Below are 23,326 nucleotides of genomic sequence, written 5' to 3'. Positions count from 1 at the left end.
ATGCCCAATGCCCAATGCCCAATGCCCAATGCCCAATGCCCAATGCCCCATGCCCCATGCCCTCACTCCTCTATTGTGTCTTTCATCTCAATAGTCAAATTAGGGAGTCCCTCTAGTTTTTCGGTAGGCTCAACTTCTTCTACTAATGGCACAAAAATGTTCAAACCTGCTGGTACACACTTAATTTCTACCGGTGTTGTGCCCACTATTTCACCATCTAGAACAACCTTTTGCGGTGGCTCAGTTGTAATTTTAAATTGTTTGGCTCGCAGGAAGCCAATATCATTCCGATCTACGGCATTACCTGTAGAAGCCGTTTGAAATAGATGAAATGTAGCTGCGATCGCTCCTGCTTTGTTAACTGGAGCTACAATCGTTAAATCTAGTAACCCATCATCATAAATCAGACCTGCTGGACCTTGAGCTAAGACTGAAGTGGGAGGCGCGGCATTTGCTACTGTAACTGCACAGGCACTAGTTTTAATTATTCTGTCTTCTGTTTCAATTTCAACATCAAAGTTTTTTAAATTTCTCAGTTGCTGAATTCCTGCTAAAACGTAGGCCATCATCCCAAAGCGATTCTTGGCGTCTCGGTCTGCCAATTCTACAGTTTCAGCTTCAAAGCCAATACCTGCCAAGAGTACCATCGGGCGATCATTGCAATAGGCTACGTCCACATAGCGGGTTCCTCCCTGTAAAATGGTCTGACAGGCATCTGCGATCGTGTCAGGAATTCCTAAAGCTGTGGCAAAAGCGTTTGCTGTACCTCTGGAAATGATACCAAATGGAATATCAGTACCCACTAAAGCCGTTGCTGCCGCGGAGAGAGTGCCATCTCCCCCCGAAGCAATGATTGCATCTACACCTCGCTCTACAGCTGCTAAAGCCAGTTCATCAGCGTCAATTTCTTCAGTTGTGAGATAAATATCTAGGTCAATTTCTGGCTCTAACATTGCCCGAATTTCTGCCAGTTCTAGATCAGAGTCACCCTGACCCGCAACTGGATTGAAAATGAGACAGGCGGAACGATTCATAAAATATAAAAGCTAAACTTAGATTACTAAAATACCAAATTCTTTCTAGCATTCTTGCGAAATTTCGGCTTCCTTCTCGCGGCTGCTTTAACTTTTGTAAGAAGTTTAAAAGTCTTCTGCATCGGAACATACCAGTGCTGACACCTATTTTGGTATCTTTTATCTATACTTAACCAATAAAAATTTTCCCATGCGTCAATTATTACTAGTTTTAGCAAGTATGTTAACTCTCAGCAGTTTAGTTACTTCCTCCATAACAACAGCCGGGACAACGCCTGATTTACAAGAGATGCGCTTAGTTCAAAAGGTCAACTGTAATAATCCTCAAACTCAAACAGCAATTAATGAATGCGCGAAGTTGTCTTATCAAAGGGCAGATAAAAAACTGAATCAAGTTTATCAACAATTGCTACCTACCTTAGAAAGGTCTAGGAAACAGAAATTGATTGCTGCACAGCTAGCATGGATCAAGTTTCGAGATACCAATTGTGAGTTTGAGAGAAGTAGATATGAAGGAGGAAGTATTGCCCCTACCATTTATTTTGGTTGTCTAGAAAATACTACGAAACTTCGTACCCAACAATTACAGGAATATCTCAAATCCGATCCTTAAGTAATTGAATAATAAGGTAATTTAAACCGTTCGGCTGAGTGTAACTAGACTGAGCGATCGCCGAAGCTCTGATGGCGAAGTCTCGACTGAAACTTAAGTTTCTCACTCTGCTTTCATCTTTAACCAGCCAAATACTTGTTCTACTGTTAATTTTAAATCAACACCATCTAGAACAGGCAAGCTATCTCCTTTATGACAAAATTCTGGTTGTTGATGTGGTTGAAAAACGAGAACTGAACGGTCATCGGGATCAATCAACCATCCCAACTGACAACCATATTTTAAGCAGTGCAAGATATTGCTTGTAACTCGATTGGAACTTTGATCTGGAGAAAGAATTTCAATTGTCCAGTTCGGAGCAATTAGCACATCATCCACAGGTTCTCCGTTGTCGTCAAACTCAATTTGTTGCCAACGGATAACCGCCACATCTGGAACAATTGACCGACCACCAAAAGTACAACGCAACTCTGCAAAAGCATAAGCGATTTGCCTCTTTTCTGTGACTGCACTTATTCCATCAATCAACTTAGCCTGAAGTCGGGAGTGGCGAGTTTTCGGCATTGGTTTTAGGATAATTTCACCATCAATATAAAGGCTTGCAGGCTTTGTTTCTGGTAACTTCAAAAACTCCTCTAGGGTTAGAGATGCAGATTTTGCAACACTCATGATTTCTGCTACTCCGAAAGTCCTACACCCAGTTTATAGCAGTTTTCAATCCATGCACCGTGTATTTTTATTGTCTACAAGTCATAAATATAGGGGCTTGTACCGTAATAACGCTGAACTAAATAGTATTGTCTGAGATCCCTGAAACAAACTTTAGGTAAAGAATTGTAATTCAAAATCCCAAATCTAAACCCCAAAATTGGTATGAGTCCCTGACTACGGTAGTCTAGATGAGAGTGAATTTATCGCCTAGTTTGATATATTGTTTTATGACTTCAGTTGTTTCTAGTCCCCCACGCACTATTCGGATTGGTTCACGCAAAAGCCAACTTGCTCTGGTTCAAACCTACTGGGTACAAGAGCAACTCCAGAAAAGCTTTCCTGATATCACTTTTGAAGTCCACACCATGTCTACCCAAGGCGATAAAATCTTGGATGTAGCATTAGCTAAGATTGGCGATAAAGGACTTTTTACTAAAGAACTTGAAGTCGGAATGCTCAATCAGGAGATTGACTTTGCGGTTCATTCTCTCAAGGATTTGCCCACTCACTTACCAGAAGGCTTAACACTAGCAGCAATTACTGAACGGGAAAACCCAGCAGATGCATTAGTGGTGCATGAAAAGCACAAAGATAAACAAATTGATACATTGCCAGAAGGCGCGGTAATTGGTACATCTTCGCTGCGGCGGTTAGCACAGTTACGCCATCACTTCCCCCACTTTACCTTTAAAGATGTGCGGGGAAACTTGATTACACGGTTGGCAAAACTAGATGCAGGCGAATACGATGCCCTAATTTTGGCAGCAGCAGGGTTGGAAAGATTAGGAATGGGCGATCGCGTTCATCAAGTTCTTCCCAAAGAAATCTCCCTTCACGCCGTTGGACAAGGAGCTTTAGGTATAGAGTGCCGTGCTGATGATAGTGAAGTACTATCTCTACTCAAAGCGATCGAACATCCCGAAACACGCGATCGCTGTCTCGCCGAACGCTCTTTTTTACGCTCTTTAGAAGGCGGCTGTCAAGTACCTATTGGTGTAAATACAGAAATATCTGGTGAGAATTTGACCTTAACAGGGATAGTCGCCAGTGTAGATGGTAAAAAGTTCGTAAAAGATACTGTCACTGGGATTGCCAACAATGCCGAAGCGCTAGGTACAGAACTAGCCCAACTGTTGCGGCAACAGGGAGCGCAAGAAATTTTGTCAGAAATTTTTGCGGTGATTCAGCGCGGTTCTTAAGCAATTGGGCAAGCCGATGTGATTAGATAAGAATTGATCGCCGTTGCACTAAAAACGTGCCAGACGCGATAATTCGCGTTGGTCGGGATCATTTGAGTTAATTTGACAAATATAGACAGAATCGGGGAAGCAAAAATTACCATGCGGATTCTATTTGTTGCAGCAGAGGCAGCACCCATTGCCAAAGTAGGCGGAATGGGTGATGTTGTTGGGGCGTTGCCCAAAGTCCTGAGAGAAATGGGGCATGATGTGCGGATATTCTTGCCTTACTATGGCTTCCTGCCAGACAAAATGGAAACTCCTAAAGAACCCATCTGGCGGGGATATGCGATGTTCCAGGAATTTGCTGTCTATGAAAGCGTTCTGCCTGGTACTGATGTTCCCTTGTACTTATTTGGACATCCCGCCTTTCTACCCCGTCGCATTTATTCAGGAGATGATGAAGACTGGCGGTTCACCTTGTTTGCCAATGGTGCAGCGGAGTTTGCCTGGAATTACTGGAAGCCAGAAATCATCCACTGTCACGATTGGCACACTGGGATGATTCCCGTGTGGATGCATCAAGATCCTGATATCACCACAGTGTTTACCATTCATAACCTGGCTTATCAAGGACCATGGCGTTGGTATTTAGAAAAAATTACTTGGTGTCCTTGGTATATGCAAGGACACAACACAATGGCGGCGGCGGTGCAATTTGCTAATAAGGTAAATACAGTTTCGCCTACCTATGCCGAGCAAATTAAGACACCTGCTTACGGTGAAACATTAGAAGGTTTGCTGTCCTTTATTAGCGGGAAATTATCTGGGATTATCAACGGTATTGATACTGAGGTTTATAATCCAGAGAATGACAAATACATTGCCCAAACCTTCACTGCTGATACTTTAGATAAACGCAAAGCCAACAAAATTGCTTTGCAAGAAGAGGTAGGATTAGAAGTCAACTCTAAAGCCTTTTTAATTGGGATTGTGACTCGATTAGTGGAACAAAAAGGCATTGACTTAATATTGCAAATCCTCGATCGCTTCCTTTCCTATACAGATGCACAGTTTGTGCTGTTAGGGACAGGCGATCGCTACTATGAAACTCAGATGTGGCAATTAGCATCCCGCTTTCCCGGACGCATGGCAACTTACTTGCTGTATAACGATGCCCTGTCTCGCCGGATTTACGCTGGTACTGATGCTTTCTTAATGCCTAGTCGTTTTGAACCTTGCGGTATTAGCCAAATGATGTCTTTGCGTTACGGTTCTGTACCTATTGTCCGCCGCACAGGTGGATTAGTTGACACTGTAACCCATCATGACCCCGAAAATGCAGCAGGCACCGGTTATTGCTTTGATCGCTATGAACCGCTAGACCTTTTCACCTCTATGATCCGAGCTTGGGAAGGCTTCCGTTTCAAGCCGCAATGGGAAGAACTGCAAAAACGGGGCATGAGTCAAAACTTTAGTTGGCATCAATCTGCCAAAGAGTACGTGAAGTTGTACAGGTCAATTTACGGCTTGCCAGAAGAAGAGGAGACACCACAACCAGAGTTAGTATTAAACGAGGCGATCGCTAATAGCAAGTCATAAACTCTGTAGAAGGTGTACAAATGTATGCACCTAATTTTTGAGACTCATGGTAGCATTGTTCAGATTAGCCTGATATCTGAAGATGCTAATCATGAGTTTTTTATTTCAACAACAATTTTTTCTTTGTAAATATCTAACGCTCGTTTATTACTGTTACCTGAAAAAAATCAGCAACCTTTTAGGATAGGGATAGCTTAAATCAAACGAAGTTCAACCCAAGCTACAAATATTTTATTTTTTTAGATTAATAAAAGAACACTAATTACATTAGCTATGAGATTCCTGAGCTTTGCCTAAAGCATCTCATCTTTCTTATTGGAGTTTGATAAACTTGGTATAAACTTTAAAAAAACTTTTTGTAAACTTATAAGTATTCATACATAGATAATTGTATATTATCTGTTGTATTGAACTACAAATTATCCTCTTTATACAGCAGATTGCACTCTAATCGAATACACGTAGAGACGTAGCACTGCTACGTCTCTACAAGGTTTTGGGTTTTATAATATATGTACTTCATTTACCTGCAATCTGCTGTATTCTCCCTTGTTTTAAAGGTTTAACTAGGGAAGTATTTTTGTACATAGCGCGGTTAATAACTCCAGAAAACGAATTAACCTTTGCTTTTTCTGAGTATTGGCGCATCTTGGTGTGCAGCTTTTAAGTGGCACAGTTCACTGTTGGAAGCGAGACATAAGACGTTGCCGGATTTTGATTAATGCTCCTCTAATATGACAATTCCCTCTTTGTTTTATAACTAAAATGGTAGTAGGAAAAGCTCAGACACAGCCTATTTATAATATTCCTGCAATCAGGAATTATCGATGGTCAACTCATCTTGATTTATTAAGAGGTTTAGCTTCTTTACTAGTTTTTATAGGTCATGCAAGACTTTTATTATTTCTAGAATATTCAGAAATTAGTAATCCTAGTTTTTTGATAAAAAGGTTAAATTCATTAACAGTATTGGGACATCAGTCTGTAATGATTTTTTTTGTGCTAAGTGGATTTTTTATTTCAGCTAGTGTAATCAGGAGAATTCAGCAAAAACAATGGTCTTGGGTTAATTATTTAGTAGACCGTTTAACACGCTTATATGTAGTATTAATTCCTGCTTTATTACTGTCTTATTTTTGGGATTCTTTGGGTATAAAGATATTTGGTACTGGACAAGATAGCTTTTATGGAGAAAAGTTCCACAACGGTCATTTAGCAACTTATAAAATTTTGGAAAATCTTACATTTCAAAATGCTTTGGGAACTATAGCATTTTTGCAAACAATTTTTGTAGATTTATTTGGTTCAAATAAGGCTGTTTGGACTTTAGCCTATGAATTTTGGTACTATATACTTTTTCCTGCAATTATCCTATTCTTTTGTGTTAAATCATTAAAAGCGCGTGTTTTCTATGCTTTTTTGGCTTCAGGTATATTATTAATGGTTGGTTCGGAAATTAGAATGTATTTCCTGGTTTGGCTGATGGGAGCGTTAGTTAGTATATGTCGTCCTTCTAAATATCTTAAGAGCAAGAATATCCTAAATTTACTTATTATTTTGTCTGTACTAATCTTGGGCATTGCCTTAATAAGTGAGCGTTTTATATCTAACCGAGAGATAGGAGATTTTCTAATAGGAATTATTACTGCTGTTATAATATACCTTCTAGTTAATAGTCGTAGTCAGATAAAACAAGAAGGAGCATACGAAAAATTTTCTAAATCTTTAGCAGGATGTTCCTATACTCTTTATCTTGTCCACATGCCGATACTGTGCTTTATCAGAGCATGTGTAATTGACGATCGCCCTTGGGAGCCAGATAGTTTTCACTTATTTTTGGGACTTATTATAGTTGTATTTGTATTTTTATATGCGGTTGTCATTGCACATTTTACTGAGGCAAAAACAGACAATTTTAAAAATATAATCATGTCTTGGATAAAAAATAGACGTTTAAATCAGGCTTAACAGCGAAGCCATGCCGCAGGCTTATCCGCCAGTCGTACAGAATTCATGCTGAATTCTGACGACTGACGCCTCTATTCTGTTCGATAAACTTGGGATGCGCGTACAGTACTTGCTCTAGGTAAGGTTGCATTTCTGTGACACTCTCCCGTTAACCGCATCTACAAGCATCTGTAATCCACGCAACCGAAACCCAGGAATACAGGACAACAGGCAATTTCTGCGATTGCTTTGTAGTAGCGTCAATCAATCAGGTCTTGAAGCTGACCACTAATCGCTGTAATGTTTAGAATGTTTGTATACCAAAAACTTAAAACAAAAACTCGTAAAACATCATCCGCAGGGGTAATAAGTAGGAGTCAGAAGATTGATAGACGCAATGGACTTTTTTCAGCTAAGTGCTGGTAAGTGGCGATCGCAACGGGCAACTCATCACCTGCCCTTTAAGCGCTCAGAAACAGGAGAATCGGATATACAGGTAGAAACTCTGGATGCCAATCATCCAGAAATCATTGAACTGTGCCAGTATCATCAGATTGACCCCAGCCTGTCAGTAGGTGGCTCACGGGTGCGTTGGCTAGGCACAATGGCTTGGGATAGAGAAAATGATGAGAACCATGAAGGGAAAACCATATTTGCGATCGTGCCTGATAGTGATAATCCCAGAGCTGGTAAATTACTCCGGGAAAGAGGCTACGCCGAAATTGTGCCTGTAGTCGGTCTTTTTCACATGGATGATGAAGATGGGCTAGTGTTGACAACCGAATACGAAACAATGAGTTCCATTGAGAGATTCTGGTTCGCCAGCCCAAATATGCGACTGCGAACCAGTACAGTGAAACGCTTTGGCGGCTTCAGCACTGCATCATTTTGTACCGAAACCCGCATTGAAACTCCTGTTGAGGTTTCCAGTACAGAAGAAGTAACACAAGGACAAAAACCGAATGTTCTGGAAAAAGCACAGTTTTATTCAGTTTTGGGCTGGTGAATGATTCTTAAGCAGACCGATGCTTTTACTCGTGGCCAAGATTATCTGCATCGGGTACAGGAACTTGCTCTAGAACCGGGTATGGTAGATGTGTTCGATAACCTGCGCGATCGCATTCCTATTTGTACCTGGATCGGCGATAATGTTAACACCGTTAACGCTCAAATCAACGCCTATCTAGAGCTTTGTCATGAGTGCTTTCATCCTCAAGAGCGTCGCCATATCCAAATTTTTGCAGTACCCATAGCTCAATCTTTCGGCATCGATGGTCTATGCAACATTCTCATAAACCCAATCACCATTTTGGTAGATGTCGGTAGAGTTGCACCTAGAGACTGGTTTGGCGTAGTCATCCATGAATACGCCCATGCCCATCTAGGAGACTTTGGTCACAATCAGCAGTTTGCTAGTATCCTATCTCATCTATGTTTAGGGCTAGGACTGGAACCACCCCATTGGAAGCCAGGGATGGAAGCAACTTTGCGTAGCTGGCCTCACTGCAAGTCAACCATAGATCCCCTGCAATTTTGGATAGGTCAAGGGAGTAGGGAGTAGGGAGTAGGGAGTAGGGAGACAAGGGGACAAAAGGTGAGAACTTGCAACAAGTCTTTCCCCTTGTCCTTAATTCTTCATTCCCCATTCCCCATTCCCCATTAATTTATTTTGCTATATGTTAAAAATTATTGCTTAATTTCAATAAGGTGAAACTGAATCTCCTAATCTAAGATATGTGAATTAAAGTTTTTTAGATAGTCATTAGGCTGGAAGCCCTACTGCCTTTATTAATTAGCTATGGGTTAAAACCAACAGGCTAATCGTTGTTTTTTAGAATAGTTAAATTCCCCTTAGTTAAGTTTCGTGAAATTTTATCAGAATCTGAAGTTCTGATACAACTACTCCCTTAATATATGATTTAAAGTTGTTAACTTTAATTAAGAAACATGGAGGCTTTAGAGTGGCAATTCCTCTGTTAACATACGACCCTTCAAGTCAGAATCAGCGTGTAGCTGCATATGAAGTACCGGGTGATGAACAGCCCAGGATTTTTAGTACCGATAATCTGCTTTCTCCGTCAGATTTAGATGTTCTGATCGAAGCAGCATATCGTCAAATTTTCTTTCATGCCTTTGCTGCCGATCGCGAAACATTCCTAGAGTCTCAACTCCGTAATGGACAGATTACAGTGCGGGACTTTATTCGTGGGTTGCTGCTTTCCAATACCTTTAGGAAAAGCTTCTATGATCTCAACAGTAATTATCGCTTTGTTGAGCAAGTAATCCAGCGTGTTCTAGGACGCGACCCATACAATGAGCGGGAAAAAATTGCCTGGTCAATTGTAGTCGCTACCAAGGGTATTGGAGGCTTTATTGATCAAGTTCTCAACACTGAAGAGTACCTGAGCAATTTTGGAGACTCCACAGTGCCTTATCAGCGCCGTCGCATCCTGCCATCCCGCGCTGAGGGTGAGTTGCCATTCAACATCAAATCTCCGCGATACGAAGCTTACCACCGTACCAAACTGGGTTTCCCCCAAATCATTTGGCAGGTCGAAGTACGCAGATTCCTTCCACAAGAGCGAAAGCCCAAGGCAGGCGATCCAGCTCTATTCTTGTCAATGGCACAAAGTGTCAATGCAACTGGCAATCCCCCACAAAGGATCTCGTCATTCAATATCGATATTGAAAAGTCTGTACCTTATCGACAACTGGCTGGAATTAAGTAACGATTTTTGATCGTTAATCATTTTATAGCGTGCATAAGTCTTGGGTTATGTAGGAGTTTCATTTAGGTATAACTAGTGGAACAGACTCTATCCCATGTCTGATGCACGCTAGTTTTTAACGGGTATTGGGCATTGGGCACTTGTACTGAGCGAAGTCGAAGTATTGGGCATGGGACATGGGGCATGGGGAGGCTTAAAGTGTAGTTCGTCTTCTTAACATCTCCAAAAGTTTTGTAAAGTGGCTGGGAGGGTTTGCTGTCATTTCAATCAACTCTCCAGATACGGGATGCTGCAATTTTAATCGCCAAGCGTGCAGTGCTTGACCAGGCAAATTTACCCCGACTGAATGACCAGAACTATAAACTGGGTCGCCAACAATAGGATGACCCATTTTGGCGCTGTGAACGCGAATTTGATGGGTGCGTCCAGTTTCTAGTTGAAAGTGAATTAAGGTAAAGTTACCGAGGCGTTCTAGTACTTGCCAATGAGTTACGGCGGCTCGTCCCCCTTGTTCAACAGGCAGAATAGCCATTTTCTTGCGGTCTTGTGGATGGCGACCAATGGGTAAGTCAATTCTGCCGCTTTCAACTTTTGGCGCACCGTAAACGACGCCCAAGTACTCTCTCCGTGCGGTTTTAGCTTTGAGTTGTGCTTGTAGGTGATGATGGGCGACTTCTGTTTTAGCGATCGCGATCGCACCCGTTGTATCCTTATCCAATCGATGGACGATTCCCGGACGTTGGACTCCACCAATTCCTGGTAAATTGGGGCAATGTGCCAATAGAGCATTTACCAAAGTGCCATCTGGATGACCGGGTGCAGGATGGACAACTAAACCTGCGGGTTTGTTAAGAATGAGTAACTGATCGTCTTCGTAGAGGATATCTAAGGGTATATCCTCTGCTAGCAGTTCTAAAGGTTGCGCTTCTGGTATTTTGAGAGTGATGCGATCGCCTAACTTGACATTGATCTTTTTAGATGTGCAAACTTTATCATTAAGTTGGACGTTACTCTGTTCGATTAACTGTTGAATGCGGGAACGGGATAAGTTTGGTAATTCTTGGGAAAGGTAACGGTCAAGGCGATCATTGCCTTTAGTGTTGACACAGTGTATCGTATCCCGAAAGGGAAGTAAGCTAGACGCTGCATCCTCTACTGAAGTTGACAAGCGGTCGCTATTTTCTTGGATTTGTAAATTAAATTCGGTCACAATTGCTCTGGATTATTAATTCCCCGTTCTTTAAGTAAAGCGCGAAATGCTTGAAAAGGGGGGTTATAAATCGTGTCTACTCAGGTGAAACCTTGATTTGACCTTAGTCTAGAGAGGCGGACGAGAATTTATATATCCGCAAATTCTGTTGGTTTAGCTATCTTGTATTTGTTTTCTTACCGATTGTCGAAACGCTCTAAGTGTTGAACTCATTCCTATGGTTCGCGCCATTTCCACAAATCGGGGAATAAGTTCTGTGATAGAAAAAGTGGGAAATGTGGGGCTAATGAGAGACTTCACATATTGCTCACCTTGTAGCAAGCTAATTTCTAGGTTTTTGCTTTCATATCGCCAAATCTCAGGTACTTTCAACGCCTGATATGCACTAATTTGGGTTTTAGAGGTGACATCAATTTCAATTGCCAAATCAGGAGGAGGGTCAACAGTTAGGTCGATCCTATCTTTCCCAATCATTAGCTTATAGTTTTGAATATAAAAACAATCATCGGGTTCAATACCTGCACTTATATCTTTTCGCTTAAAGGTAGTTGAACCTAAAGACTCCCAATTAAGATCGAGTTCATCTATCAAGGCTTTAACTAAATCTCCAATGATTACCTTAGATCGCTCATGTTCTGGTAATGGAGCCATAATTTCTAACGTTCCTTGGCTGTATGCTACTCGACTCCTGCGATGTTCTCCTAACTCGTTGATAATTGCTTCAAATACTTGCCAACTCACATCTTCCAGGATTATTCTCTGTCCTGGTGGAACTCGAATTTGTTTGAGTTGAAGAGTAACCATAGGATGTTAGTTGTTAAATAATTTCATTTTTACTCAAATTTGACATCCGCGAAAGTTCCTATTGTTGGCGTTGGGTGATGTGGAAGATAGTGTTCATGTTGCTTCTGCTTGTATCATTTTACGAATATCATCTAAAGGCGATTCAGGTTCATTCGGATTATCAGGATAAAATTCTAACACTACAGTAATGTTCAGTTTCCCAGCTTCCTTCTGCATGAGTGGAGAAATGATTTCTGTAGATGCTTTTATTCTAAGTTTTCCTGATTGCCAGCCTGTAGAGCCAACTCTGAAAACTTGACAGTTTATGCCTTCAGTAGAAGATTGCCATGTGATATCTTCAACTTGAAAATTGACTTCGTTTATGCAGAGTCTTTTAAAAAGTCCTGAAACGGAAAAATCACCATGATGTTCTCTTAATGGTGTACGAAATTTCTGGCTAAAATTTTCAGATATCAATTCTTTGAATCTGCTAACGATATATGTATCTTTATTAAATAACAAAACATCAGCATCAAAGTCTAATACTTGGCATATCTTATTCATATTAATCCTAATAGTAGGGAATCTCAATTAGTAATGTGTCTGCATTATAATTTAAAATAATCAACTATTCTAATCTGCAATTATCAACATAAATTCAGTAAAAATACTGCTATTCAATCATCTAAAGATAATCACTCCAAAAAATTATTCTTTAAAATATCACACCCAGATGCCCAGACACAGAGTTTTTCTTTGTGCCTTTGCGTGAGATAATCTTTTTAGAAATTCGGCGGAATACAAACATCTAGCGCACATAAACCAGGAAACTCCAGCGTTGTCACCTCAAAGCTATCCAAATCTACGCGGCGGATAGAGTGGTTATTGGTATCAGCAATATATAAAAAAGAAGCGATCGCACTCAATCCCGAAGGTTCAAAAAATCGAGTATTCTTACCTTGGCCATCTTGTAACCCAGCAGTACCATCACCTAAAACTGTTTGACAATTCCCACTGGAACTCACTAATTTAATTTTGTGATTATAAGTATCTGCTACCCACAGAAAATTTTGAGCATATTCCACTCCTAAACAGTGCTGCAACCTGACATCTTCACCTTGTCCATCTACATCGCCAAAACCAAATAAACCCCCATTACCGCAAACGGTTCGCACTTGGTACGGTTCTACAATTCCAACACCACGAATTGAGCTAACTTCACTGTCAGCGATATATAATTCATTCCCATCTGTGCTAATACCACTAGGTTGAGCAAAGGCAGATTCAGCAAGTGAACCATCAATGCAAGCTTCTGCACCAGTACCAGCATAAGTTTTGATAATGCCAGTTTCTAAATCCATTTGCCAAATTTGATGTGGCCCAGCCATTGCTATAAACAAAATATTTCCCACTTTCACCAAATCCCAAGGAGAATTTAGCGCAGTATCTAAACCAGCACCACCATGAGGACGGATATTGCGGCTTTGTTCACCAGTTCCTGCGATCGCTTCGACTACTTGACGCTTTAAGTCAACTCGCCGCAGAGTATGATTTTCTGTATCAGCAACATAAAGAATCTGATTTTCGGCATCAAATGTCATTCCTTGTGGTGCAAAAAATTGCGCTTCGCTAAAAGCACCATCGGTTAAGCCAGATTTTCCATTACCAATCACGTGCAGAATTTCGCCGTCGAAGTTACTCATTACTAGGCGATGATGTCCAGAGTCAGCAATGAATAAACCCGTTGGAGTAGCTAGAACTTTACCAGGAAAAGCTAGGGGTGTGATTAATGGTTGGCGCTGTTTTTCTAAAGTTAAGCTGATTTCTTGGAAATTAATTGTTCCTTTTTCTTGATGTTGCTGAATTACCTTTTGAATCAACTCGTCCAAAGTCTCAAGATTTCCTTCACCAGAAATTTGGCCAATCACGTAACCTTCTGGATCAATAATTATTAACGTAGGCCAAGCACGCACAGCATACTCTTCCCAAATCCGAAAATCTCTGTCAACTACAACTGGATGTTCGATGTCGTAGCGCAGGATAGCTTGACGAATATTTTCTATTTCTTTTTCGTTGTCAAATTTGGCAGAGTGAACGCCGATAACAGTAAGGCTATCTTTATATTTTTGTTCTAAATATTTCAGGTTTGGCAGAATATGCAGACAATTGATGCAACAGTATGTCCAAAAATCTAAAATTACAACTCTACCCCTGGCTTGTTTTAGAGACAAGGGTTTTTCGGTGTTTAGCCAAGAGTAATTTTGTGGTAATTCTGGCGCTCTAACACGGGGAATCATAAAGTATCCTTTACTAAAGTTAGCTTATCACTTTCAATTAAGAGCAGTCTTTATGCATATTTTGCTGATCTTTTACACAGTTTATACACAATAATTAAATATAAAAGAGAGACGACGGCTTAGATCGATTTATCATAATTTAAAGTATAATTTTCCTTTCAACCAGTGTCAGATCAAGTTTATGAACACTGTTTATGTTTCAGATTTAGACGGTACATTGCTTGGAGATAATGCAATTCTTTCTGCTTTCAGCAAAAAAATTATTTGTGAACTCTTGCATCAAGGACTACAGTTTACTGTAGCTAGTGCGCGTAGCGTTGTTTCTATGCAAGTCATGCTGAAAGGTTTAAATCTTCGTCTACCAGTTATCGAATTTAATGGTGCTTTTATTTCTGATTTGGATTCTGGTAGACATGAAATCATTAACTCTATTTGTCCTTTTGTAGTTGAAAGTATCTACAAAATTATCCTGGAGTTTGGCTGTGTTCCATTTGTATCTAGTTTTAATGGCACGGAAGATTGTGCTTACTATAAAGATGTAATCAACGATGGTATGCGTTGGTATCTTAGCGATCGCCTAACAAGCAAAGACCGAAGATGGCGAACAATTGCAGATTTGACGCATTCTTTTGGCGATCAAGTCGTTTGTCTAACAGTGATTGGTCACGCACGCCAACTGCTTGAACTTCAAAGCGCGATTATTGAAAGACATGGAACTAATGTAGAGACACACTTGATGGAAAACCAATACTCTCCGGGTTGGTATTGGTTAACAATTCATGACCGAAAAGCTACGAAAGATCAAGCTATTCAGACTCTGGTAGAAAATTATGGATTAGAGGAAAGTGAAATTGTGGTCTTTGGCGATCAAATTAATGACATCAAAATGTTCAAAATTGCTAATCATGCCATTGCAGTTGCTAATGCAGATGCCGAACTCAAACGTTATGCAACATTAGAAATTGGCTCAAATATAGAAGACAGTGTTGTTAAATACATTCATCAGGATTGGTCGAAAAATATGCTTTTAAACCGGACTGTAACATAGTTTTTAACTTTCAGTAACCGCATAAACTAGAAATGGTTTTAACGAATATCACTTTTGAAAAGACTTGACAGACTAACTACTATAGAGTTGTCAGCTTTGGTACAACAAGCGAAAACTAAAGCTGAACACGGAAAAGTTATCGATCGCATTCCACAATTGACTAAAGCTAATCCTGGTTACTTTGCAGTTCATATCTGCTGTAAATCGGGGAAAACCATCAGCTTTGGGGATACAGCTTGTGTCTTCCCACTAATGAGCGTTATTAAGACATTTTCCTTACTTTATCTGCTAGAACACTTTGGCGCAGAAACGGTTTTTGAGTGGGTTGGGGTAGAACCATCAGATGCACCCTTCAATTCTTTAGAACAACTCATTGCCGATCGCGGACACCCCCGCAACCCGATGATTAATAGTGGAGCAATTACCCTCGCTGATAAATTACCAGGGAAGGACGCAAGCGATCGCACTTTTTTATTTTGTCAATGGCTCAACCAATTAGCAGGTTGCCAACTAAGGTTAGATGAGGTAATGCTGGCTTCAGTGCGATTAACACGCTCAAAAGCCAATGAAGCGATCGCTAATTATCTAGCCGAAACAAGTCATATAGAAAATCAAGAAATAACACTTGACACATACGAGCAAATATGCTGTATATCTGGGCGAGTTGAAGATTTAGCCCTGTTAGGAAAACTCTTAGCTTGTGGAAATGGCTGTTTATCACCAAAAAATCGTAGGATTGTCAACGCCATAATGTTAACTTGTGGACTGTACGAAGCTTCTGCTCAGTTTGCAGTCAGAGTTGGTTTACCGATGAAATCAGGGATTGGTGGTGGACTTGTAGCAATAGTACCAGGTGAGGGAGCGATCGCTTGCTATAGTCCTGGGTTGGATAATATAGGTAATCCTGTAGCAGGGCTTGCCTTTGTTGAGGCTTTATCGCAAAAGTTAGAGTTGAGCATTTTCGGTTAAATGCTGCTTTTGAATCGGAAGAGAAATGATGAATTCTGTACCACTACCCACCTCAGATTTACAGATTAGTTGTCCTCCGTGTTTCTCAACTACAATCTGATGACTAATTGAAAGTCCCATACCAGTGCCAACACCTCTGGCTTTAGTAGTGAAGAATGTCTCAAAAATTTTTTCTTGAACATCAGGGGGAATACCAGAAGCATTATCAGAGATGCGGACAACTAGCCAGTTTTTATCTTTAAGTTCAGTAGCGATCGCAATTTTCTTTTCAGTTAAAGGCGACTTTTTGCTCGCAATAGTAAACGAGTTATTTCAATTCTCCTTTTTCCAGTAACGGCGTTGATTCGGGAGCTGGTGTTACCTCTGGCTGCGGTTCTGGTGTTGGCGAAATTATTTCAGGTGCAGGAGACTCAATAATCTCTGGCAGCGTCGATGGCAAACTAGGAGATGGCGCAACTGGTGTTTGTGGGGAGGTTATTTTACCAGCCCGACGGTTGAAAAATCCGCCCAATCCAGGTTTTGTTGGTTGAGGGGCAATTTTTTCAGGTAACGGCGTTGATTCAGGCGTTGGTGTTACCTCTGGCTGCGGTTCTGGTGTTGGCGTAATTATTTCTGGCGGTGTCGGGGACAAAGTGGGAGATGGTACAGCCGTTGGAACTTCCAATTTTGGTTGTTCTGGTTTGGTTGGCTCTGTTTTGGATTCTTTTGGAATTTCAGTTTCAAGACTGGGCTGTTTTTCTACCTTTTTTTCAACGGATGGTGTGAGCCTTCTATAATTCGGGTCTACAATGGGGCGCACCTCATCTGCTGTGAGTTCTCCTCTGACAATTCTCGACAAAGTGTCTTTACCCTTTGGCTGGTAGTCAATCAGCCTAACTGTGGTATTAAAGGCATTTTTAACAGAATTTCCTTGATTATCGAGAAATTCCAGCTTTACCCAGTTTTTTCCTGGACGAAAGCCTTTAAGATAAACTGCTTGCCAGCGATCAAAAATAAAGCTTTCACCATTAATTGTGGAGCGGATGCGCCAATCACTAAATTCTTCGTTAGCGGTTTCCTTCCCAATGAGGTGCAGAGGAGCGTTAGTTAGGTAAAAGTCGAGTAAAATTGGTTCTGCTCCGTAGCTACTTTGAGGACGGCTGTAAGTTAGCAGAGGTAACTTTGGATCTGGGTTGTTGTCGTCGGTTTTGGTGAAAACGTGAAATGTTGTTTGGGCATAAGCGCCTTCATTCTTAAAGCTTTCATGCCAAGGACGGGAGGCAAAGACGCGCAGGGTATGAGTACCTGGAGACAAGTCTGACAAAACCAAGGGCTGGTTCAGGTCGTAAACAGGTATATAAGGTTGATTATCCAGAATTACATGTAGATGGGGCCCCAGTTGTAATTGTGGATCTTTAAATATTGGTAGATCCTTAACCTGAAAACTAGCTGTGACTTTATTGTCTTGAAGAACTTCATCAGCTTGTGGAGTAACAATTGTAACTTGTGGCTGATAAACTTCCAAAGTTGTCCGCAGTTCTTGGATAACAGATGGTGGGGAAACTTCGGAAAATTGCTTTGAAATTTGAGAAATCTGTAGAGGGTTGTCTCTATAATCAGTAGATACTTCCTGGCTACTGACTTTCTGTTCACAGCTGGTCAAGCTTAATACCAGCACCAATGTCATTAACCACCTGAGAATCGGGAACCTCTCAGGGAGGAGCTTCTCTAACAACCTTTTCTGCCACAAGTTCATGCGTTGCACCCAGTGATAGTCTTCGACAATCGACAGATTATTTTGGCTCAAACTGTCCATAGGGAACAATAGCCCAAAAGGTGAAATCTGCCTCAGATCCCATAAGTTTTCTTGGGTATCTCAGGAAATTTTAAAATTAAGTCATATTCTTTACAGCTTTTTACTTTCAACAATGAAAATATGACACAAATGTTCATAAGTAATAGTAGCCAAAGCTGGAACATCGACTCATACAGCCAAATCATAAAATTTGCAAATTGTTATTCTTTGTAAATTAAATGCATAATCTATTGACTTTTGGACAAAGGCTTTGCAGTTAAAAGGTAGTTAAGGCAGGAATTCCAGCAATATTTCAGCAAGTTTGAATTATTGTTAAAATATCTCCAACTATCTCCAACAAAGTACAAGTGAAGACTCTATAATTCAACGAGAAACAACAATCCACATCGGTCTTCATCGCGGCTTCAGTAAAATTCTGGAATTTGCGGTAATGGTTTATTTTGTGGTATTCATGATTCCTCATTCCTTATCTAGAGAGGAGGTCGAATGACAATAAGTCCTCCGGAGCGAGAGGAAAAGAAGGCAAGAGTAATCGTCGATAATGACCCAGTTCCAACCTCATTCGAAAAATGGGCGCAACCTGGACACTTCGACAGATCCTTAGCCAGAGGCCCCAAAACCACCACATGGATTTGGAACCTGCACGCACTCGCCCATGATTTTGATACACATACAAGCGATTTAGAAGATATATCCCGCAAGATATTCTCAGCCCACTTCGGCCACTTAGCCGTAATAATGGTTTGGTTGAGCGGGATGATTTTCCACGGCGCGAAGTTTTCTAACTACGAAGCTTGGTTAAGCGACCCGTTGAACGTTAGACCAAGTGCTCAGGTCGTTTGGCCCATTGTTGGACAAGACATTTTAAACGGTGATGTTGGCGGTGGTTTCCACGGTATTCAAATCACCTCCGGTTTATTCCAAGTATGGCGTGGCTGGGGTATCACAAACTCCTTCCAGCTTTACTGCACTGCGATCGGTGGCTTGGTATTAGCAGCGTTATTACTATTTGCTGGCTGGTTCCATTACCACAAACGCGCTCCTAAACTGGAATGGTTCCAGAATGTGGAGTCAATGCTGAATCACCACTTGCAAATATTGCTAGGTTGTGGTTCCTTGGGATGGGCAGGTCACATAATCCACGTATCCGCACCGACCAACAAGCTTTTGGATGCAGGCGTTGCTCTTAAAGACATACCCTTGCCCCACGAGTTCATCTTGAACAAGGACTTGTTGACCGAGCTGTACCCCAGCTTTGCTGCTGGTTTAGCACCTTTCTTCACCTTGAACTGGGGTCAGTATGCTGACTTCCTGACCTTCAAGGGCGGTCTGAACCCAGTAACAGGCGGCTTGTGGATGACTGACATTGCTCATCACCACTTAGCGATCGCAGTTATCTTTATTATTGCTGGTCACCAGTACCGTACCAACTGGGGTATTGGTCACAGCATTAAAGAGATCCTAGAAAACCACAAAGGTCCTTTCACTGGTGAAGGTCACAAAGGTCTCTACGAAAACCTGACCACATCCTGGCACGCTCAGTTGGCTACTAACCTGGCCTTCTTGGGTTCGCTAACCATCATCGTCGCGCATCACATGTACGCGATGCCCCCCTATCCATATTTGGCAACTGACTACGCTACACAGTTGTGCATTTTCACCCACCATATGTGGATTGGTGCATTCTGTATAGTCGGCGGTGCGGCTCACGCTGCCATCTTCATGGTGCGGGATTACGATCCAGTTGTGAACCAAAACAACTTACTGGATCGGGTGATTCGTCACCGAGATGCGATTATTTCTCACCTTAACTGGGTGTGTATCTTCCTCGGCTTCCATAGCTTTGGGCTTTACATCCACAACGATACAATGCGTGCCTTGGGACGTCCCCAAGACATGTTCTCTGATACAGCAATCCAATTGCAGCCAGTTTTTGCCCAGTGGGTACAAAACATTCACACCTTAGCTCCTGGTGGCACTGCTCCCAATGCCCTAGAACCCGTTAGCTACGCTTTCGGCGGTGGGATTTTGGCTGTAGGCGGTAAAGTAGCGATGATGCCCATTGCTTTGGGTACGGCGGACTTCTTAATCCACCATATTCACGCATTTCAAATACACGTTACTGTCCTAATTCTGCTCAAAGGTGTGCTGTTTGCCCGTAGCTCTCGTCTGATTCCAGACAAAGCAAACCTGGGCTTCCGCTTCCCCTGCGACGGTCCTGGTCGTGGCGGTACTTGCCAAGTATCTGGTTGGGACCATGTGTTCCTCGGACTTTTCTGGATGTACAACACAATATCCATCGCAATTTTCCACTTCAGCTGGAAGATGCAATCAGATGTCTGGGGAACGGTAGATTCAGCCGGTAATGTGACTCACATCACTGGTGGTAACTTTGCCCAAAGCGCCATTACCATCAACGGTTGGTTGCGAGACTTCTTGTGGGCGCAAGCTACGCAAGTCATCAATTCCTATGGCAGTGCGCTATCTGCTTATGGACTCATGTTCTTAGGCGCTCACTTTGTTTGGGCATTCAGCTTGATGTTCCTGTTCAGTGGTCGCGGCTACTGGCAAGAACTGATTGAGTCCATTGTTTGGGCGCATAACAAACTGAAGGTAGCACCAGCAATTCAGCCTCGTGCTCTGAGTATTATTCAGGGTCGGGCTGTAGGGGTAGCTCACTACCTCTTAGGAGGAATTGCCACAACTTGGGCGTTCTTCCATGCACACATCCTTTCAGTAGGGTAGCAATCAGTTATTGAGTGCTGAGTACTGAGTGCTGAGACAAAACTCAGAACTCAGAACTCAGAACTCAGGACTCAGGACTCTAGACGCTGATATTTGATGGCTAAAGGTCAGAGGATTTATTAAACCTATGGCGACTAAATTTCCAAAATTTAGCCAGGATCTCGCACAGGACCCGACTACTCGTCGGATATGGTATGCGATCGCTACAGGCAACGATTTTGAAACCCATGATGGCATGACGGAAGAAAATCTTTACCAAAAGATTTTCGCAACTCACTTCGGTCACTTGGCAATCATCTTCCTGTGGGCATCCAGCCTCCTGTTCCACGTGGCCTGGCAAGGTAACTTTGAACAGTGGATTAAAGATCCCCTTCACATCCGTCCCATCGCCCATGCGATTTGGGACCCCCACTTTGGTAAACCAGCGATCGAAGCTTTTACCCAAGCTGGCGCTAGTAATCCGGTAAATATTGCTTACTCTGGTGTTTACCACTGGTGGTACACCATCGGTATGCGGACTAACAGTGAACTGTACACAGGTTCAGTATTCCTGTTGTTGTTCGCAGCTGTACTCTTGTTTGCTGGCTGGCTGCACTTGCAACCCAAGTACCGTCCTAGCTTGGCATGGTTTAAGAGTGCTGAACATCGCTTAAACCACCACTTAGCTGGTTTGTTTGGTGTTAGTTCTTTGGCTTGGGCTGGTCACTTAATTCACGTTGCTATCCCCGAAGCTCGCGGACAGCACGTAGGTTGGGATAACTTCCTTAACACACCACCCCACCCAGCTGGTTTGACACCTTTCTTTACAGGTAACTGGGGCGTTTATGCTCAAAACCCTGACACTCCTGGGCATATATTCAGCACATCTCAAGGTGCAGGAACTGCAATTCTGACTTTCTTGGGTGGTTTCCATCCCCAGACAGAAGCTTTGTGGCTGACTGACATAGCTCATCACCACTTGGCGATCGCAGTTTTATTCATCATTGCTGGTCACATGTACCGGACAAACTTTGGGATTGGTCACAGTCTCAAAGAAGCATTGAATGCCAAGAGTTTCTTTGGTATTCCAGTTGAAGGCCCGTTTAACCTACCTCACCAAGGTATCTACGACACCTACAACAACTCCTTGCACTTCCAATTGGGTTGGCACTTAGCAGCGCTAGGTGTTGTTACTTCACTGGTAGCGCAGCACATGTACTCCATGCCTGCCTACGCATTTATTGCGAAGGACTACACAACACAGGCAGCGCTGTACACGCATCACCAGTATATTGCTGGGTTCCTGATGCTTGGTGCTTTTGCTCACGGAGCAATCTTCTGGGTTCGTGATTACGACCCAGAACAAAATAAAGGCAACGTTCTTGAACGTGTACTGAAGCACAAAGAAGCGATTATTTCCCACCTCAGCTGGGTATCCCTTTTCTTGGGCTTCCACACCCTTGGTTTGTACGTACACAACGACGTAGTAGTTGCTTTCGGTACTCCTGAAAAGCAAATCTTGATTGAGCCAGTATTTGCTCAATTCGTCCAAGCTGCAAACGGTAAAGTACTGTACGGTTTAGATACATTGCTATCTAACCCAGATAGTATTGCTTACACAGCATGGCCAAACTACGCTAACGTTTGGTTGCCAGGTTGGTTAGATGCCATCAATGCTGGTACTAACTCCCTGTTCTTGACAATTGGCCCTGGCGACTTCTTGGTTCACCATGCGATCGCTTTGGGTCTGCACACCACCACCTTGATCTTGGTCAAAGGTGCTTTGGATGCTCGTGGTTCTAAGCTGATGCCCGATAAAAAGGACTTCGGCTATGCCTTCCCTTGCGACGGCCCCGGTCGTGGCGGTACTTGCGACATCTCAGCATGGGATTCCTTCTACCTCGCTACATTCTGGATGCTCAACACCATTGGTTGGTTGACCTTCTACTGGCATTGGAAACATCTAGGTATTTGGCAAGGCAACGTAGCTCAGTTCAATGAGAACTCTACATACCTCATGGGCTGGTTCCGCGATTACCTCTGGGCTAACTCTGCTCAGTTGATTAACGGTTACAACCCCTACGGCGTGAATAACCTGTCTGTCTGGGCTTGGATGTTCTTGTTTGGACACTTAGTTTGGGCTACTGGCTTCATGTTCTTAATCTCCTGGAGAGGTTACTGGCAAGAGTTGATTGAAACCCTTGTTTGGGCACACGAACGTACTCCTCTAGCTAACCTAGTTCGCTGGAAAGACAAACCCGTTGCTCTGTCTATCGTTCAAGGTCGTGTGGTTGGTCTAGCTCACTTCACTGTTGGCTATGTGTTGACTTACGCCGCATTCTTGATTGCTTCTACTGCTGGTAAGTTCGGTTAACTCGGCTGCTAGTTTTGTAGATAAGTAATAAAAATCCCCTGCCGTAAGGTGGGGGATTTTTTTTAGGTTTTGGGTGCAGAGGATGGGAAGAATAGAGAAGGGGCGGGCAAGATGCCCACCCCACAAGAGATTATTAGATATTTTTTTATTTGGAAGTCCCCAAAGCCGGGATAATTTTATAACTCTTGAACTCACAACAAATAAATTTAAAAGCATATTACACCCAAAATCACGGCGCAATATATCTAGGTGATAGCCTAGAGAGCCAGTCCAGTAGAAGGCATTGACAAATTAAGCAGATTGTGAGCTAGT

At 42.3% G+C, this 23,326-nt stretch carries 19 protein-coding genes; 11 read left to right on the top strand and 8 right to left on the bottom strand.

Annotated elements, in window-relative coordinates:
* Positions 1-62: 62 nt before the first annotated feature.
* Positions 63-1,034, bottom strand: coding sequence for a YegS/Rv2252/BmrU family lipid kinase (locus tag VB740_RS28520; RefSeq protein WP_323203210.1), 972 nt, complete (start codon positions 1,032-1,034; stop codon positions 63-65).
* A gap of 190 nt (positions 1,035-1,224) precedes the next feature.
* Here VB740_RS28520 and VB740_RS28515 point away from each other — a divergent pair, with 190 nt between their 5' ends.
* Complete coding sequence (locus tag VB740_RS28515; protein ID WP_323203209.1) at positions 1,225-1,647, top strand: lysozyme inhibitor LprI family protein; 423 nt, start codon at positions 1,225-1,227, stop codon at positions 1,645-1,647.
* A 102-nt stretch (positions 1,648-1,749) separates the two neighbouring features.
* Here the strand turns inward: VB740_RS28515 and VB740_RS28510 are convergent, their stop codons facing one another.
* Positions 1,750-2,316, bottom strand: a complete 567-nt coding sequence (locus tag VB740_RS28510; protein WP_323203208.1) for a Uma2 family endonuclease — start codon at positions 2,314-2,316, stop codon at positions 1,750-1,752.
* 269 nt (positions 2,317-2,585) lie between these two features.
* Between VB740_RS28510 and hemC the strand changes: the two genes are divergently transcribed.
* The 6 genes from hemC (at position 2,586) to VB740_RS28480 (ending at position 9,814) form a co-directional block, all read left to right on the top strand.
* Complete coding sequence (gene hemC / locus VB740_RS28505; RefSeq protein ID WP_323203207.1) at positions 2,586-3,557, top strand: hydroxymethylbilane synthase; 972 nt, start codon at positions 2,586-2,588, stop codon at positions 3,555-3,557.
* Positions 3,558-3,698: 141 nt separating this feature from the next.
* Complete coding sequence (gene glgA / locus VB740_RS28500; RefSeq protein WP_323203215.1) at positions 3,699-5,138, top strand: glycogen synthase GlgA; 1,440 nt, start codon at positions 3,699-3,701, stop codon at positions 5,136-5,138.
* 765 nt (positions 5,139-5,903) lie between these two features.
* The gene (locus tag VB740_RS28495) at positions 5,904-7,106 is read left to right on the top strand and encodes an acyltransferase (RefSeq protein WP_323203206.1); all 1,203 of its coding nucleotides are present in this window, start codon (positions 5,904-5,906) and stop codon (positions 7,104-7,106) included.
* 367 nt (positions 7,107-7,473) lie between these two features.
* A complete protein-coding gene (locus VB740_RS28490) occupies positions 7,474-8,091 on the top strand; it encodes a phycobiliprotein lyase (RefSeq protein WP_323203214.1) in 618 nt (205 codons plus the stop codon).
* The gene (locus tag VB740_RS28485) at positions 8,092-8,646 is read left to right on the top strand and encodes a hypothetical protein (protein ID WP_323203205.1); all 555 of its coding nucleotides are present in this window, start codon (positions 8,092-8,094) and stop codon (positions 8,644-8,646) included. It abuts the gene before it with no gap.
* 400 nt (positions 8,647-9,046) lie between these two features.
* A complete protein-coding gene (locus VB740_RS28480) occupies positions 9,047-9,814 on the top strand; it encodes a phycobilisome rod-core linker polypeptide (RefSeq protein ID WP_323203204.1) in 768 nt (255 codons plus the stop codon).
* A 193-nt stretch (positions 9,815-10,007) separates the two neighbouring features.
* Here the strand turns inward: VB740_RS28480 and VB740_RS28475 are convergent, their stop codons facing one another.
* The 4 genes from VB740_RS28475 to VB740_RS28460 all read right to left on the bottom strand — a co-directional run bounded on the left by VB740_RS28475 (position 10,008) and on the right by VB740_RS28460 (position 14,104).
* Positions 10,008-10,928 (bottom strand): RluA family pseudouridine synthase, encoded by a 921-nt coding sequence (locus VB740_RS28475; RefSeq protein ID WP_323203213.1) that lies wholly within the window; start codon positions 10,926-10,928, stop codon positions 10,008-10,010.
* 249 nt (positions 10,929-11,177) lie between these two features.
* Positions 11,178-11,828 (bottom strand): Uma2 family endonuclease, encoded by a 651-nt coding sequence (locus tag VB740_RS28470; protein WP_323203203.1) that lies wholly within the window; start codon positions 11,826-11,828, stop codon positions 11,178-11,180.
* 93 nt (positions 11,829-11,921) lie between these two features.
* The gene (locus VB740_RS28465) at positions 11,922-12,371 is read right to left on the bottom strand and encodes a KGK domain-containing protein (protein WP_323203202.1); all 450 of its coding nucleotides are present in this window, start codon (positions 12,369-12,371) and stop codon (positions 11,922-11,924) included.
* A 218-nt stretch (positions 12,372-12,589) separates the two neighbouring features.
* A complete protein-coding gene (locus VB740_RS28460; protein WP_323203201.1) occupies positions 12,590-14,104 on the bottom strand; it encodes a thioredoxin-like domain-containing protein in 1,515 nt (504 codons plus the stop codon).
* Between the two features lie 181 nt (positions 14,105-14,285).
* On the opposite strand from VB740_RS28460, the gene VB740_RS28455 reads away from it, so the two are divergent.
* A complete protein-coding gene (locus tag VB740_RS28455) occupies positions 14,286-15,152 on the top strand; it encodes an HAD hydrolase family protein (protein WP_323203200.1) in 867 nt (288 codons plus the stop codon).
* Positions 15,153-15,206: 54 nt separating this feature from the next.
* The gene (glsA, locus tag VB740_RS28450; protein ID WP_323203199.1) at positions 15,207-16,121 is read left to right on the top strand and encodes a glutaminase A; all 915 of its coding nucleotides are present in this window, start codon (positions 15,207-15,209) and stop codon (positions 16,119-16,121) included.
* Here the strand turns inward: glsA and VB740_RS28445 are convergent.
* Together VB740_RS28445 and VB740_RS28440 are read right to left on the bottom strand one after the other, a co-directional pair.
* The gene (locus tag VB740_RS28445) at positions 16,098-16,418 is read right to left on the bottom strand and encodes a sensor histidine kinase (RefSeq protein ID WP_416290817.1); all 321 of its coding nucleotides are present in this window, start codon (positions 16,416-16,418) and stop codon (positions 16,098-16,100) included. The two genes, glsA and VB740_RS28445, sit on opposite strands and share 24 nt — an antisense overlap.
* Positions 16,419-16,428: 10 nt before the next feature.
* A complete protein-coding gene (locus tag VB740_RS28440; protein WP_323203211.1) occupies positions 16,429-17,856 on the bottom strand; it encodes a hypothetical protein in 1,428 nt (475 codons plus the stop codon).
* Positions 17,857-18,402: 546 nt separating this feature from the next.
* Between VB740_RS28440 and psaA the strand changes: the two genes are divergently transcribed.
* Both psaA and psaB read left to right on the top strand, forming a co-directional pair.
* Complete coding sequence (gene psaA / locus VB740_RS28435) at positions 18,403-20,661, top strand: photosystem I core protein PsaA (protein ID WP_323203198.1); 2,259 nt, start codon at positions 18,403-18,405, stop codon at positions 20,659-20,661.
* Positions 20,662-20,788: 127 nt separating this feature from the next.
* Positions 20,789-23,014 (top strand): photosystem I core protein PsaB, encoded by a 2,226-nt coding sequence (gene psaB, locus VB740_RS28430; protein ID WP_323203197.1) that lies wholly within the window; start codon positions 20,789-20,791, stop codon positions 23,012-23,014.
* The last annotated feature ends 312 nt before the right edge of the window (positions 23,015-23,326 follow it).

The sequence above is a fragment of the Nostoc sp. UHCC 0251 genome (assembly GCF_034932245.1).
Lineage (GTDB): Bacteria > Cyanobacteriota > Cyanobacteriia > Cyanobacteriales > Nostocaceae > Nostoc.
Note: the sequence above shows the minus strand (reverse complement) of the source record. Positions and strands in the feature narration are given on the sequence as shown.

Excerpts from the sequence above, each read along its gene's own strand:
- VB740_RS28520 (WP_323203210.1), bottom strand. The coding sequence starts at position 1,034 with ATGAATCGTTCCGCCTGTCTCATTTTCAATCCAGTTGCGGGTCAGGGT.
- VB740_RS28515 (WP_323203209.1), top strand. The coding sequence starts at position 1,225 with ATGCGTCAATTATTACTAGTTTTAGCAAGTATGTTAACTCTCAGCAGT.
- VB740_RS28510 (WP_323203208.1), bottom strand. The coding sequence starts at position 2,316 with ATGAGTGTTGCAAAATCTGCATCTCTAACCCTAGAGGAGTTTTTGAAG.
- hemC (WP_323203207.1), top strand. The coding sequence starts at position 2,586 with ATGACTTCAGTTGTTTCTAGTCCCCCACGCACTATTCGGATTGGTTCA.
- glgA (WP_323203215.1), top strand. The coding sequence starts at position 3,699 with ATGCGGATTCTATTTGTTGCAGCAGAGGCAGCACCCATTGCCAAAGTA.
- VB740_RS28495 (WP_323203206.1), top strand. The coding sequence starts at position 5,904 with ATGGTAGTAGGAAAAGCTCAGACACAGCCTATTTATAATATTCCTGCA.
- VB740_RS28485 (WP_323203205.1), top strand. The coding sequence starts at position 8,092 with ATGATTCTTAAGCAGACCGATGCTTTTACTCGTGGCCAAGATTATCTG.
- VB740_RS28470 (WP_323203203.1), bottom strand. The coding sequence starts at position 11,828 with ATGGTTACTCTTCAACTCAAACAAATTCGAGTTCCACCAGGACAGAGA.
- VB740_RS28465 (WP_323203202.1), bottom strand. The coding sequence starts at position 12,371 with ATGAATAAGATATGCCAAGTATTAGACTTTGATGCTGATGTTTTGTTA.
- VB740_RS28460 (WP_323203201.1), bottom strand. The coding sequence starts at position 14,104 with ATGATTCCCCGTGTTAGAGCGCCAGAATTACCACAAAATTACTCTTGG.
- VB740_RS28455 (WP_323203200.1), top strand. The coding sequence starts at position 14,286 with ATGAACACTGTTTATGTTTCAGATTTAGACGGTACATTGCTTGGAGAT.
- VB740_RS28440 (WP_323203211.1), bottom strand. The coding sequence starts at position 17,856 with ATGAACTTGTGGCAGAAAAGGTTGTTAGAGAAGCTCCTCCCTGAGAGG.
- psaA (WP_323203198.1), top strand. The coding sequence starts at position 18,403 with ATGACAATAAGTCCTCCGGAGCGAGAGGAAAAGAAGGCAAGAGTAATC.
- psaB (WP_323203197.1), top strand. The coding sequence starts at position 20,789 with ATGGCGACTAAATTTCCAAAATTTAGCCAGGATCTCGCACAGGACCCG.